The organism is Citrobacter sp. LUTT5 (assembly GCF_009905315.1).
GTDB lineage: Bacteria > Pseudomonadota > Gammaproteobacteria > Enterobacterales > Enterobacteriaceae > Citrobacter > Citrobacter freundii.
The window spans coordinates 631,489-645,342 of the sequence record NZ_CP047606.1; the positions used below are offsets into that span (position 1 = coordinate 631,489).

At 52.9% G+C, this 13,854-nt stretch carries 12 protein-coding genes; 6 read left to right on the top strand and 6 right to left on the bottom strand.

Annotated features, from left to right (window positions below; genetic code table 11):
- Positions 1-12 precede the first annotated feature (12 nt).
- Positions 13-345 (top strand): tRNA-binding protein, encoded by a 333-nt coding sequence (locus GUC46_RS03075; RefSeq protein WP_003024768.1) that lies wholly within the window; start codon positions 13-15, stop codon positions 343-345.
- 73 nt (positions 346-418) lie between these two features.
- On the opposite strand, the gene ygjG is transcribed toward GUC46_RS03075, so the two are convergent.
- The gene (gene ygjG / locus GUC46_RS03080) at positions 419-1,798 is read right to left on the bottom strand and encodes a putrescine aminotransferase (protein WP_168150126.1); all 1,380 of its coding nucleotides are present in this window, start codon (positions 1,796-1,798) and stop codon (positions 419-421) included.
- Positions 1,799-2,228: 430 nt separating this feature from the next.
- Here ygjG and GUC46_RS03085 point away from each other — a divergent pair, with 430 nt between their 5' ends.
- Entirely contained in the window at positions 2,229-3,749 is a 1,521-nt protein-coding gene (locus tag GUC46_RS03085) for a PAS domain-containing methyl-accepting chemotaxis protein (protein WP_160179734.1), read from the top strand.
- Positions 3,750-3,802: 53 nt separating this feature from the next.
- Here the strand turns inward: GUC46_RS03085 and GUC46_RS03090 are convergent, their stop codons facing one another.
- Positions 3,803-4,477, bottom strand: coding sequence for a PadR family transcriptional regulator (locus GUC46_RS03090; protein ID WP_130715098.1), 675 nt, complete (start codon positions 4,475-4,477; stop codon positions 3,803-3,805).
- 238 nt (positions 4,478-4,715) lie between these two features.
- Here GUC46_RS03090 and GUC46_RS03095 point away from each other — a divergent pair, with 238 nt between their 5' ends.
- On the top strand, positions 4,716-5,498 hold the full coding sequence (locus GUC46_RS03095) for a siderophore-interacting protein (protein ID WP_103848566.1): 783 nt from the start codon (positions 4,716-4,718) through the stop codon (positions 5,496-5,498).
- On the opposite strand, the gene GUC46_RS03100 is transcribed toward GUC46_RS03095, so the two are convergent.
- On the bottom strand, positions 5,495-6,343 hold the full coding sequence (locus GUC46_RS03100) for an AraC family transcriptional regulator (protein ID WP_003024755.1): 849 nt from the start codon (positions 6,341-6,343) through the stop codon (positions 5,495-5,497). The two genes, GUC46_RS03095 and GUC46_RS03100, sit on opposite strands and share 4 nt — an antisense overlap.
- A gap of 67 nt (positions 6,344-6,410) precedes the next feature.
- Here GUC46_RS03100 and cfa point away from each other — a divergent pair, with 67 nt between their 5' ends.
- Entirely contained in the window at positions 6,411-7,565 is a 1,155-nt protein-coding gene (gene cfa, locus GUC46_RS03105) for a cyclopropane fatty acyl phospholipid synthase (RefSeq protein WP_003846231.1), read from the top strand.
- Positions 7,566-7,654: 89 nt separating this feature from the next.
- Here cfa and GUC46_RS03110 read toward each other — a convergent pair whose 3' ends face one another.
- Positions 7,655-9,313: a glycerone kinase gene (locus tag GUC46_RS03110; protein ID WP_130715100.1), complete on the bottom strand. Its 1,659-nt coding sequence runs from the start codon at positions 9,311-9,313 to the stop codon at positions 7,655-7,657.
- A gap of 563 nt (positions 9,314-9,876) precedes the next feature.
- Between GUC46_RS03110 and GUC46_RS03115 the strand changes: the two genes are divergently transcribed.
- Entirely contained in the window at positions 9,877-10,974 is a 1,098-nt protein-coding gene (locus tag GUC46_RS03115) for a glycerol dehydrogenase (protein WP_003024745.1), read from the top strand.
- A 91-nt stretch (positions 10,975-11,065) separates the two neighbouring features.
- A complete protein-coding gene (dhaR, locus tag GUC46_RS03120) occupies positions 11,066-12,991 on the top strand; it encodes a dihydroxyacetone kinase operon transcriptional regulator DhaR (RefSeq protein WP_048218674.1) in 1,926 nt (641 codons plus the stop codon).
- On the opposite strand, the gene GUC46_RS03125 is transcribed toward dhaR, so the two are convergent.
- Positions 12,969-13,499, bottom strand: a complete 531-nt coding sequence (locus GUC46_RS03125) for a cob(I)yrinic acid a,c-diamide adenosyltransferase (RefSeq protein WP_003841452.1) — start codon at positions 13,497-13,499, stop codon at positions 12,969-12,971. The genes dhaR and GUC46_RS03125 overlap by 23 nt on opposite strands.
- The gene (locus tag GUC46_RS03130) at positions 13,500-13,853 is read right to left on the bottom strand and encodes a glycerol dehydratase reactivase beta/small subunit family protein (protein ID WP_003846238.1); all 354 of its coding nucleotides are present in this window, start codon (positions 13,851-13,853) and stop codon (positions 13,500-13,502) included.
- Between the last annotated feature and the right edge of the window lies 1 nt (position 13,854).

Below are 13,854 nucleotides of genomic sequence, written 5' to 3' on the forward strand. Positions count from 1 at the left end.
AAGGAGAAAACAATGGATACTGTCGCATTTGCTGATTTTGCCCGCATGGAAATACGTGTTGGAAAAATCGCACAGGTTAAGCGCCATGACAATGCCGATAAGCTGTATATCGTACAGGTTGATGTGGGAGAACGTACGCTGCAAACCGTGACCAGCCTGGTGCCTTATTACAGCGAAGAGGAGCTGATGGGGAAAACGGTGGTGGTGCTGTGTAATCTGCAAAAGGCCAAAATGCGCGGTGAAACATCAGAATGTATGCTGCTGTGCGCTGAGACGGACGATGGCAGCGAAAGCGTGCTGTTAACGCCAGAACGGGTGATGCCTGCAGGCGTGCGGATTGTTTAAATGGTGCTGATGCCGGATGGCGGCTACGCCTTATCCGGCCTACGTTTGCTCACGCAGGCCGGACAGACATCTGTTACATCTGCTCCACGCTCACCCGTAATGCTGCCAGGGCTTTGCGTGTTGATCGCAACACCAGATCGCATTGCTCGATCGTTAACGTTAGCGGCGGTTCGATGCGGATCGTCTTGGCATTGTTCAGCGTCCCAGCGACCAGCACCCGCTGGCGGAACATCTCACTGGCAAAGTTATAGCCGATTTCATTATCGACAAACTCAATCGCCATCAGCATGCCTTTGCCGCGTACATCATGTACCAGGTCCGGGTATTCCCGCGCAAGCTGACGGAAACCATCCAGCAACATGTCGCCTTTCTGCTCCGCCTGAGCCGGTAAATTTTGCTCCAGCAGGACGTTAATGGTGGCCAGCGCAGCCGCACAAGCGAGCGGGTTGCCGCCAAACGTGGTGGTATGCAGGAAAGGATTGTCGAACAGGACGGAGAACACCTCTTCGGTGGCAATGGTTGCGCCAATGGGCATTACGCCGCCGCCCAACGCTTTGGCCAGACACATAATGTCGGGCTGCACATTTTCGTGCTCACAGGCGAACATCTTGCCGGTACGCCCCATCCCGGTCTGCACTTCGTCAAGGATCATCAGTGCGCCGAACTCATCGCAAAGTTTACGAACAGCGGTTAAATAGCCTTGTGGCGGCAGGATCACCCCCCCTTCACCCTGGATGGGTTCGAGGATCACGGCTGCGACATCGTCACCGGTCTTTTTACACTCGCTGAGCATGGTGCGCATCGCGTTAACATCGCCAAACGGCACATGACGGAAGCCCGGCAGCAGCGGCATAAAGGGTTTGCGGAAGGTAGATTTAGCCGTGGCGGACAGCGCGCCCAATGATTTACCGTGGAATGCGCCGCTGGTGGCAATAAACGTAAATTTACCGCGCGGTGATTGATACGCTTTCGCCAGCTTCAGGGCGGCTTCAACCGACTCGGTCCCGCTGTTACAGAAAAAACTGTATTTCAGTTTACCGGGCGCCAGTGCGGCGAGAGTTTTTGCCAGCATGGCCCGCAGAGGGTCAAGTAACTCCTGGCTGTGCAGAGGTTGTTTCGCGAGTTGATTCTGTACGGCGGAAACCACGACTGGATTACGGTGCCCCACGTTGAAAATTCCAAAACCACCCAGGCAATCGACGAACTCCTGCCCCTGGGTGTCGACAAGCGTATTCAGGCTTCCCGCTTGCCACTCTACGGCTCCGTAATCCCCGCCTGCAGTTACAGATTTTCGATACTCTAAGAACCCCGGATTGACATGCTCCTTGAAGTACTCAATCACCTCTCGGTTTAACGATTTCATTTCCTCATGATCAAGCGTGCGCTTTTCGATGAGATTCAGTGCGTGTGCGCTGCAGGCCAGGGCCGATGCGCTGGAAGGTAACCTGTTCAAAATATGCTCCCGGAGCTCGCGTATCACATGATACTGATTTAAGTATTGCAGGGATTGCGCCATTCCGGCGCGCTTAGCAAAAATCGGGATAAACACCAGGAAACATCTTATTTACGCAACATTTAATGCCATTATTTAACATTCGCTGGCATTTTGTCCAACTCAGGAGCCTGAAAACAGATCGAATAAACGCAAATTTGCTCTAAAAATGGGCAATATTTGCACTGTGACTGTGCGCTGGTAGAAGTGATATTGAATAGTTACTGGATGAAAGTATTTTAAATCAATGGATTAGAATGCGTACAGTTTTTGAGGTTTAATCGCAAATTGCGATCTAAATCAAATTTAACAACTAAAGATAAAAAAATTATCGCCGAAATAACATAAGCCGAAAGAGTTAACAACCAGATAACCTGCACAGGACGCAATCATGTCTTCTCATCCCTACGTTAGTCAGCAAAATACACCGCTGGATGATGATATCACCCTCATGTCGACCACCGATTTGCAAAGCTATATCACCCATGCGAACGACACCTTCGTTCAGGTCAGCGGCTATCAACTGAATGAGTTGCTCGAAAAGCCGCACAATCTGGTTCGTCATCCGGACATGCCAAAAGCGGCGTTTGCGGATATGTGGTACACCCTGAAGCAGGGCGAGCCATGGAGCGGGATTGTGAAAAACCGGCGTAAGAATGGCGATCACTACTGGGTGAGGGCCAATGCGGTGCCGATGGTGCGGGAAGGACGCGTGACCGGGTATATGTCGATTCGTACCCGGGCAACTGACGAGGAAATTGCAGCGGTAGAGCCTTTATATAAAGCGCTGAACGAAGGACGTTGCAACCGGCGTATCCATAAGGGGTTGGTGGTACGCAAAGGCTGGCTGGGTAAACTGCCGGCGATGCCGATTCGCTGGCGGGTACGCAGCGTGATGGCATTCATGTTTGTCCTGCTAGCGGTCGCATTGCAGCAAATGGGTGCTGAATGGCCGTTACTGTTGATGAGTGCATTGGTGATGCTTTTAGGAACGTCTATTTTCGAATGGCAGATTGTGCGTCCTATTGAGAATGTCACCCGTCAGGCGCTGAAAGTGGCGACCGGTGAGCGGAACAGCGTGTCGCATCTTAACCGCAGCGATGAACTGGGACTGATGCTGCGAGCAGTGGGCCAACTGGGATTAATGTGTCGCTGGCTTATTCATGATGTCTCCAGCCAGGTGAGTTGCGTGCGCAGCGACAGCGAAACGCTGGCAAAAGGTAGCGATAATTTAAATAAGCATACGCAGCAGACCGTTGAGAACGTGCAGGAAACGGTGACCACCATGAATCAGATGGCGGCATCGGTAAAACAAAACTCAGAGACCGCCGCGGCGGCTGATAAGCTCTCTATTGCCGCCAGCAGCGCGGCAACGCACGGCGGTGAGGCGATGGATACCGTCATCAAAACCATGGACGATATCGCCAACAGCACCCAGCGGATCGGCACCATTACCACGCTGATTAACGATATTGCCTTCCAGACCAACATTCTGGCTTTGAACGCCGCTGTTGAAGCCGCGCGGGCGGGCGAGCAGGGGAAAGGGTTCGCCGTGGTGGCGGGAGAAGTGCGTCATCTTGCCAGCCGCAGCGCCAGTGCTGCCAATGATATCCGCAAGCTGATTGATGCCAGCGCCGACAAAGTGCAGTCCGGATCCGACCAGGTTCACGCCGCAGGACGCACGATGGACGATATTGTGGCGCAGGTGCAAAACGTCACTCAGCTGATCGCCCAAATCAGCCACTCAACGCTGGAACAGTCGGATGGTCTTTCCAGCCTGACCCGCGCGGTGAATGAGCTGAGCAACATTACGCAGAAAAACGCCGAACTGGTTGAAGAGAGTGCGCAGATTTCCGCAATGGTGAAACATCGCGCGGGTCGTCTGGAAGATGCGGTCACGGTGTTGCATTAATACTAATAATACAGGCGGAACGTCGGGCAAACGGGTTCCGCCTGCTGTGCAGGTTAATCCAGCTGAGTAATATCCAGCGCAGCGCGATCGATAATACCAATGATTTTTTTGATCTGCGCATCGCTGGTATCACCATGATTAACGCGTAGATCCAGCACGGCTTTGAAGTTTTCCAGCGCGCGTTTCATCTGTGGATTTTTGCGTAATTCAAAACCCACGCAGCGGGCTTTGATCCGTTCGTGGATATGGCCCAGATGTTCACGGTTTTCATCCAGCCATTGCTGGCCCTGAGTCGTGATCGCAATCTGTTTACGCCCACCTTCCTCGTCGCTGATGGTGATCAGTGCCTGATCCTGCAAGAAATCCAGCGTCGGATAGATAACACCCGGGCTCGGGGTATAGTTACCCTGAGTCAGGGTTTCAATCGCTTTTATCAGCTCATAGCCGTGGCTGGCGTCGCGGGTCAAGATATCCAGAATGACCAGGCGTAATTCTCCGTGACCGAAGAAGCGTTGGCGACGACCACCGCCGCCGCGACCATGGCGGTGCCCGCAGCCGTGCTCGTGGTGGTGATCTTTGTTACAGCCTTCATGGCGATGTTCTTCACCTTTGCAGCAGCCTGCATGGTGCTCGTTGCGGCGGCCTTCGTGGTGATGTCCTTCACCCTTGCAGCAGCCTTCGTGTTGGTGCTCTGTATTTTTGCAGCAACCTTCATGATGGTTTTGCATCATCGTCTCCTGATGTTATTTAGATATATCTAATTTATATCTAAAAACTATTATTTTGCAAGTCTACAAATTATATGTTGTTTAAGCCTATGATTAATTAGTGTTTTTATTGGTTTTTGATAGCTACTTAATCAGACGGTGACTATATCAAAAAAGTGCTTGCAATCTTCTTGATTAGCAATCATTATCATTTAAAAATGAATTTAGATATATCTTATTATTTCACGAAGGCGAAAACATGACAAAAAACACCTCACGCTACCCGCAGCGCGTTCGCAATGAACTGCGTTTTAGGGAACTTACCGTCCTGCGCGTAGAGCGTATTAGCGCGGGCTTTCAGCGCATTGTACTGGGCGGTGACGCTCTGGACGGTTTTAGCTCACACGGCTTTGACGACCATACCAAGGTCTTTTTCCCTGAACCGGGCAGCCACTTTGTGCCGCCTGTCGTCACCGATGAAGGCATTGTCTGGGCTGACGGTGTGCGTCCGCTTTCCCGTGACTACACGCCGTTGTATGACGAAGCGCGCCATGAGCTGGCGCTGGATTTCTATATTCATGATGGCGGCGTGGCGAGTACATGGGCGATGAATGCCCGCGAGGGCGACAAGCTGACAATCGGCGGGCCGCGCGGTTCTTTGGTGGTGCCAGAGGATTATGCGTATCAGGTTTATGTGTGCGATGAGTCGGGAATGCCCGCGCTACGCCGACGCCTGGAGTCGCTCAGCCGTTTAGCGGTACGTCCAAACGTCACGGCGCTGGTCAGCGTGCAGGATGCGGCGTACCAGGATTATCTTGCCCATCTCGACAGGTTTACTATTGAGTGGTTTATCGGCCATGACGCGCAGGCGGTGAATGAACGCTTATCGCGACTAACTGTGCCCGCAGATGATTATTACGTCTGGATTACTGGCGAAGGCAAGGTGGTAAAAAACCTGAGTGCTCGCTTTGAAACCGAGGCGTTTGACCCTCAACGGGTGCGTGCGGCAGCCTACTGGCATCAGCGTAAAGCGGCAGATTAATAATTAGATGGCGGAACGCCAAACGCCTGGCGGAAGGCATAGCTAAATGCCGCGGTGCTTGAATATCCTACGTCGAGCGCCACGGCGGTCACGCTTTTATTTTTTTTCAGCATTAATACGGATTCCAGAATACGCATTTTTTGCTTCCAGACGCTGAAAGGCAATCCGGTTTCTTTTTTGAAATGGCGTGAAAAGGTACGGGCAGACATACCCAGATGATGCGCCCAGTATTCAACTGAATGCTCCAGGGCGGGGGATTCTTGTATGGTTCGGCATACTTTGGTTAATTCGCGATCCTGCGGCCAGGGTAATACAAAGGCGACTTCCGGGAGTTGCAGAATAATATCGACCAGTACGCTAACCAGTTTGCCCTCTTTTGACTGGCTATCATAATGACCTGAAATTGAATTCGTGGCGTAATGAATAAACTCTCTGGCGAAATCACTGATAGCCACAACTTTGCATTCATTGATGCTCTCTTCAAGAAAGCCCGGTTTAATATCCAGATTTTCTAAATACACATCATCCAATGCCCAAACTGCATGCTCAGTATTATTTGGGATCCAGATGCCATAATGCGCCGGGATTATCCAGCACTTACCAGCAACATCAATGCGCATGCTGCCTTTGCGGGCGAAATGAAATTGCATAAAAGAGTGTGAATGCTGCGGTACATGGTGGTTGGCTTCCAGGACATAAGAGCGAAAGAATACGTCCTGCGGCAGTTCGGTCATGGAGTTATCCGGGAAGGAGTTCCACTGTTTTTGCGCCAGAGTTTCCATAAATGAATCGTCAATACTCCCGATGATGTGTCCGCTGCTCGATAGATCTTGTCCGCGGATCATAATACATACACTCTTTTTTCCATAATAATCTTGCGTAATAATTTTTAGCCCACTTTTGGTAAATACCATGAACTCGCTTTGTTCAGATGCTGTCATCGTCAATGAAACAAATGATAACTGGACCCGAATGGGAAAAGAGCTGCTTTCACAAGCGGATATCAGAATTAATGGCTCACGCGCCTGGGACATTCAACTTCATCATACCGGTTTCTTTAAACGAGTATTGCAGCAAGGCTCATTAGGGCTTGGCGAAAGCTATATGGAAGGCTGGTGGGACTGCGAACGGCTCGATATTCTGTTCTGCAAAATCCTGAAAGCAAAACTCGACCAGCAGATGCCAGGTAATCTGAAAGATATTTTACGCATTGCCAGCGCGCGCCTGTTTAATTTGCAGTCACGTAGCCGTGCATGGATCGTCGGTAAAGAACATTATGATATTGGTAACGATCTCTTTGCGCTGATGCTTGATCCGCATATGCAATATTCCTGCGGTTACTGGAAAGATGCAACCACATTAAACGATGCGCAAAATGCCAAATTAAAAATGATCTGCGAGAAGTTGCAGCTTAAACCGGGTATGCGTTTACTCGATATCGGTTGTGGCTGGGGCGGGCTGGCGGAATATGCGGCGCGTCATTATGGCGTGGCAGTAGAAGGCGTTACCATTTCCAAAGAGCAGCAGAAAATGGCGCAGCAGCGCTGTGAAGGGTTGGACGTTAACATTCTGCTGCAGGATTATCGCGATCTTAATAAACACTACGATCGCATTGTCTCCGTGGGGATGTTTGAACATGTCGGGCCGAAAAACTACGACACCTATTTCAGTATCGCCGACCGTTGTTTAAAACCAGACGGACTGTTCCTGCTGCATACCATTGGTAGCAATAAAAAAGGGATGAGCGTCGATCCGTGGATCAATAAATACATTTTCCCAAATGGCTGCTTACCGGCGATTTCCCATATTGCCGAGGCCAGCGAATCACGGTTTGTGATGGAAGACTGGCATAACTTCGGCAGCGATTACGATAAAACGCTGATGGCCTGGCATGAGCGCTTTAATCAGGCATGGCCGGAGCTGTCATCACGTTATTCCGCCACCTTCAGAAGAATGTTTAATTACTATTTATGCGCGTGCGCAGGGGCTTTCCGCGCCAGAGATATTGAGCTTTGGCAGGTGCTGTTTAGCCGCGGCGTAGAGGGCGGGATCCGCGTTTATCGTTAACGTCCGCCGGATGTCGGCGTTGCCTTATCCGGCCTACAAAGCTTTGCACTCGTAGGCCTGATAAGCGCAGCGCATCAGGCACTTATGGCTTATCCCAACTCACTCTCTGCCAGCGCTTTAAACACCATCGCTACGGCGTGCGCGCCGGGGTCCATATTTCCGAGCAGGCTTTCGCTGCTGAGATACGATGCGCGACCGGCATTGGCTTTGCTCGACAAACAGGTTCGTTCGGCTCCCGCTTGCGCGGCGTCGAATGCGGCCTGCAGATTTTGCGGCTGCGTGAGCAGCGAAGTCAGGGCTGGTTGCAGCGCATCAATCATGGTGCGATCGCCTTCGTCTGCGCCGCCGTAGAACTTCATCTGCGCCAGTCCCGTATTCAGGGATTCGGCAACGCTAGCTCCCTGTTCCAGTTTCTGCCCCGCAGCGGTAAAGAAAATAGACATCAGCACACCGCTGGAACCACCCATCACTACGGTCAGACGTTCGCCAATCAGCGCGAACAGCGTGGCAAGGTTATCCAGCGGCAACTGCTGGCGATGCAACAGACTGGCAATTTCACGCGCGCCAGCGGAAAAGGTCGAACCGGTATCGCCATCGCCGACTTTGGCGTCCAGCGCATTAAGATGAGTCTCCAGATCGGAAAGGGTTGTGGTGACAAGTTCCACAATCCCGGCCACCATGGTGTTCGCCGAAGGCTGGAATTCCACGCGTGCGCTACGCTGAGATGACGGTACACAACTGATTTCACGCGGCGGGACCGGCGTCGGCCAGTTGCTGGTTTCCACCTCGGTGAGTAACGCTTTTTCGATGCTCTCTTCCAGCACGATGGCCGTCAGTGAAAAGCCTTTCATATCCAGCGCGGTGACCAGTGAGGCCGGGCCAATCAGCCAGTCGATACGCGGGTGCAGCGGGCTGCTGGCCAGTTCGCGGGTAATGATGGCCATTTCGGCAACGGAAACGCCGCCAAGATTGTTAATCATCACCGCCAGACGGCCGGTTTCAGGCAGGGCTGCCATCAGTTTATCCACCATCAGGTTCACCACCTGCGCACTGTTCTGGGTGTCGATAACCGATGCGCCTGGTTCGCCGTGAATGCCCATGCCCAGTTCCGCGTGGCCTGGATGATGACGCGGGGCGGCGTCGGCTTCTTGCGGCAGATGACAGCTGGAAAGCGCAACGCCCAGGCTGAAGGTGTTATTGGCCGCGTACTGCGCTTCACGCAGGACAGTGGCGAGGTTGTAGCCGCGTTCGGCAAAATAGCCTGCGATTTTATGCACCAGGATGGTTCCCGCAATGCCGCGTGGGTGTTTGTTATCAGGCAGAGAGATGTCGTCGCCAACAATCAGCATTTCAACGTTGTAACCAAGGCGACGGGCTTTCTCGGCGGCGAGACCGAAATTAAGACGGTCACCGGTGTAATTTTTCACGATCAATAAACAGCCCGCCTCACCGGTTACCGCCTGGATGGCGGTCAGTACCGCATCCACGCTCGGGGAAGCGAAAACGTCGCCGCAAACCGCAGCGGTTAGCATACCTTTACCGATAAACCCAACGTGCGCGGGTTCGTGCCCTGAACCGCCGCCGGAAATTACCGCCACGTTATTTTTGTTGAGGTCACGACGGACCACGATGCGAATGGCCGGATCGCTTTCCAGACGCGCCAGGTTATTCCACGGGCTGGCGATAATCGTACCGTCGATGACGTCGCTCACGAGATGGGTGCGTTGATTAAAAAAGAATTGAGACATAACGGCTCCTTGAGGTTGAGTGTAAGACAAACCCCCGGAAGCATGGTCATGGTACGGAGGCGATAGAGAGATTCTGGCGAAGTCAGCGCGGAAAAAAACAACGTTAAAATGAGTTTCATTACGGAACGTTGTCATTGTTTTTTGTTCCGTAATGAAACCGAAAAGAACGAGGAACGATCACAATGCGAGCTCGCTCGACTTTTTTCTCTCGCGATGAATGCAGCTGATACGGCACTGTCAGCTTTTTTTTTTGCCGGTTTTTTGGCAAGTGAGTAGGTAAAAAAGAAAGTGAGATTCGTCTGTGCCGGAGATTTGGTGGCAAATGAGCGGATCGGGATCGCAAACCTTATCATTTTTGTGGATAAGCGTTCCAATATGGAACGTACTCCGTTTTTATCTGTTTCATATCAGAACAAAAAGACGAAAGATTTTTTTGTGCACGCCTCGCCATACAGTTATTGCATCGCTCCGGTACCTCCCGTTTTCGCCGTCTGCATCAGGCCAAACAGGTTAACGCCAGGGCTCACCATGTAAAAACATGTACTTATTTGAGGATGAAAGGAATGCTAAAAGTTATTCAATCTCCAGCCAAATATCTCCAGGGTCCTGACGCTTCCACCTTGTTTGGTCAATACGCTAAAAACCTGGCGGACAGCTTTTTTGTGATTGCGGATGACTTCGTGATGAAGCTGGCGGGAGAGAAAGTACTCAACGGCCTGCACAGCCACGACATTAGCTGCCATGCGGAACGCTTTAACGGTGAATGTAGCCATGTTGAAATTAATCGACTGATTGCCATTCTGAAACAGCACGGTTGTCGCGGCGTGGTTGGTATTGGCGGCGGGAAAACGCTGGATACCGCCAAAGCGATTGGTTACTACCAGAAGCTGCCGGTGGTGGTGATCCCGACTATCGCGTCTACCGATGCGCCAACCAGCGCGCTGTCCGTTATCTATACCGAAGCCGGTGAGTTTGAAGAGTATCTGATCTACCCGAAAAACCCGGATATGGTGGTGATGGACACTGCGATCATTGCCAAAGCGCCGGTACGTCTGCTGGTGGCTGGGATGGGCGATGCGCTCTCGACCTGGTTTGAAGCGAAAGCCTGTTATGACGCCAGAGCGACTAGCATGGCGGGCGGACAGTCCACCGTGGCGGCGCTGAGCCTGGCGCGCTTGTGCTATGATACCCTGCTGGCGGAAGGCGAGAAGGCACGCTTTGCTGCGCAGGCTGGCGTGGTGACCGATGCGCTGGAGCGTATTGTCGAAGCTAACACTTACCTCAGCGGCATCGGCTTTGAAAGCAGCGGTCTTGCAGGGGCGCATGCGATCCACAACGGCTTTACGATTCTGGAAGAGTGCCACCATTTGTACCACGGTGAAAAAGTCGCCTTTGGTACGCTGGCGCAACTGGTGCTGCAAAACAGCCCGATGGAAGAGATCGAAACCGTGCTGAATTTCTGTCAGAAAGTCGGCCTGCCGGTAACGTTAGCGGAAATGGGCGTGAAAGAAGACGTTGACGGCAAGATCATGGCCGTGGCGAAAGCGACCTGCGCAGAAGGTGAAACCATCCACAATATGCCGTTCCCGGTAACGCCTGAAAGCGTACATGCCGCTATCTTGACGGCAGATCTGCTGGGACAGCAGTGGCTGGCGCGTTAATCAGTCGTCGGTAGGTTTTTATCCGGCATCTTCTCCCCCTCTGACAGTTTCTGCCGGAGGGGTTGTCTATGGTTAAACAGCGGAAAGGGATATGACGGCGCACACGCATAGCATCGGGAAGGAAGTCTCTTCAGTCATTGCCCAGTCATGGCATCGTTGCAGCAAGTTTATGCAGCGGGAAACCTGGCAGGCGCCGCATCAGGCGCAGGGGCTGACCTTTGAGTCGATTTGTCGTCGCAAGACGGCGTTGCTGACGATTGCTCAGGCTGCGCTGGAAGATGCCTGGGAGTTTATGGACGGCCGCCCGTGCGCGCTGCTGATTCTGGATGAATCAGCCTGTATTCTCAGCCGTTGCGGCGATCCGCAGACGGTAGAACAGCTGGCGGAGCTTGGGTTTCGTGACGGCAGCTACTGTGCGGAAAGCATCATTGGCAGTTGTGCCCTGTCGCTGGCGACGATGCCGGGTCAGCCGACAAAAACCTCTGGCGATCAGCATTTTAAACAGGCGCTGCATCCGTGGTCGTTCTGCTCGACGCCGGTCTTCGATAACCATGGTCGACTGTTCGGCTCCATTTCGCTGTGTTGTCTGGTGGAGCATGAGTGCGTTTCTGATTTATCCCTGACGCTGGCGATTGCCAGAGAAGTCGGCAACTCTTTGCTGACCGACAGCCTGCTGGCTGAATCCAACCGCCATCTGAACCAGATGTACGGGCTGCTGGAGAGTATGGATGATGGTGTGATGGCCTGGAACGAACAGGGCGTATTGCAGTTCCTCAATGCACGAGCGGCGCTGCTTTTGCATCTCGATGCGCAGGCCAGTCAGGGGAAAAACATTCACGATCTGCTTAATCTCCCCATGCTGCTGCGCCGGGCGATCAAACATGCCCGCGGTCTGAATCACGTCGAAGTTACCTTTGAAAGCCAGCATCAGTTTGTTGATGCCGTCATTACCCTGAAGCCGATTGTTGAGGAGCAGGGCAACAGCTTTATTCTGCTACTGCATCCGGTGGAACAAATGCGCCAGCTGATGACCAGCCAGCTCGGCAAGGTGAGCCACACCTTTGAGCAGATGTCGACTGACGATCCGGAAACCCGCCGCTTGATCCATTTTGGACGCCAGGCAGCGAGGGGGAGTTTCCCGATCCTGCTGTGCGGGGAAGAGGGTGTTGGTAAAGAGCTGCTGAGTCAGGCCATCCACAATGAAAGCGAGCGCGCCAGCGGGCCGTATATCGCCGTGAACTGTCAGCTGTATGCCAACAGCGTACTGGGGCAGGATTTTATGGGCAGTGCGCCCACCGACGATGAAAATGGCCGGTTGAGCCGTCTTGAACTGGCGAACGGCGGCACGCTGTTTCTGGAAAAAATTGAATATCTGGCACCGGAGCTGCAATCCGCGCTGTTACAGGTGATCAAACAGGGGGTATTAACCCGCCTGGATGCCCGTCGGCTGATTCCGGTGGATGTCAAAGTGATCGCCACCACCACGGTTGATCTCGCCAATCTGGTGGAGCAAAACCGCTTTAGCCGTCAGCTGTATTATGCGCTGCACTCTTTTGAGATAGTGATCCCACCGCTGCGGGCGCGGCGCAGTAGTATTCCCTCGCTGATTTATACGCGGCTGAATAGCCTGAAAAAACGCTTTTCATACAGTTTGAAGATCGACGACGACGCGCTGGCGCAACTGGTGGCCTATTCGTGGCCGGGCAATGACTTTGAGCTGAACAGCATTATCGAAAACATCGCCATCAGCAGTGATAACGGCCATATTCGGCTGAGCAATCTACCGGATTATTTGTTTGCCGAACGTCCTGGTCTGGAGACGGCGTCTTCACTGCTACCTGCTAGTCTGACGTTTACCGCTATCGAAAAAGAGGCGATTATCCATGCTGCCCGCGTCACCAGCGGGCGCGTGCAGGAGATGTCGCAACTGTTGAATATCGGTCGCACTACCTTGTGGCGCAAGATGAAGCAGTACGACATTGATGCCAGCCAGTTTAAGCGCAAGCATCTGGACTAGTTTCTTCAATTCTCGCCATCGAGAACAGCGCGTCTGACAGTCGGTTGATATAACGCCTGGGTTCATCGCGTAACGTTAGCGATCTGCTCATCGCGATGAGGACCCGCTCCAGTCGGCGCGTCAGGGTTCGCGCAACGTGTAGCTGTGCCGATGCGAGATTTTTCCCCGGAATAACAAACTCTTTGAGCGGGCCGCTTTGCGCCATATTACGGTCAATAAGCTGCTCCAGCGCCTGAGTATCCTCTTCACCAATACGCTGTTGTAAGCGAGCGAGTCCTTTCTCATCGCTGGCGAGTTCCGCACCCAGAACAAACAGCATTTTCTGTATGGCGTGCAGATCCTGGCGTAGCCCGGCCTGACGCGTGCTGGCATAGCAGACGCCAAGTTGGGAAATCAGTTCATCCACCGTACCATAGGCCTCAACGCGGATGTCGTCTTTGTCGATACGGCTGCCGCCAAACAGTGCGGTCGTGCCTTTATCGCCGGTTCGGGTGTAGATGCGGTACATTTATTTTATCTCGCTGAAGGGAAGCACTTTGACCAGTTGACCAGCATTAGCACCGAGGACGCGGAGCCGGGCTGCACCGGCGCGGATATGACCACGGATCAGCGCCCGATCCTCGGGCAACTGGGCGTGGGTTAAAGCAATATCACCCGTGGCGTTAAGACCCAGACCGACACGTAGCGTTGAGCTTTTGGCCGCAAGTTTGCTCAATGCCAGTGCGCAGTCATGCTCGTTGCAACAGATTGCCCGACAAGGGACGCCTTGCTCTTCCAGTCCCCAGCACAGCTCATCAAGCACGCGAGTATCCTGCCAGCGCGAGTGATAAAACAGATGTACGCCCGGTGATGAAAGTGACATT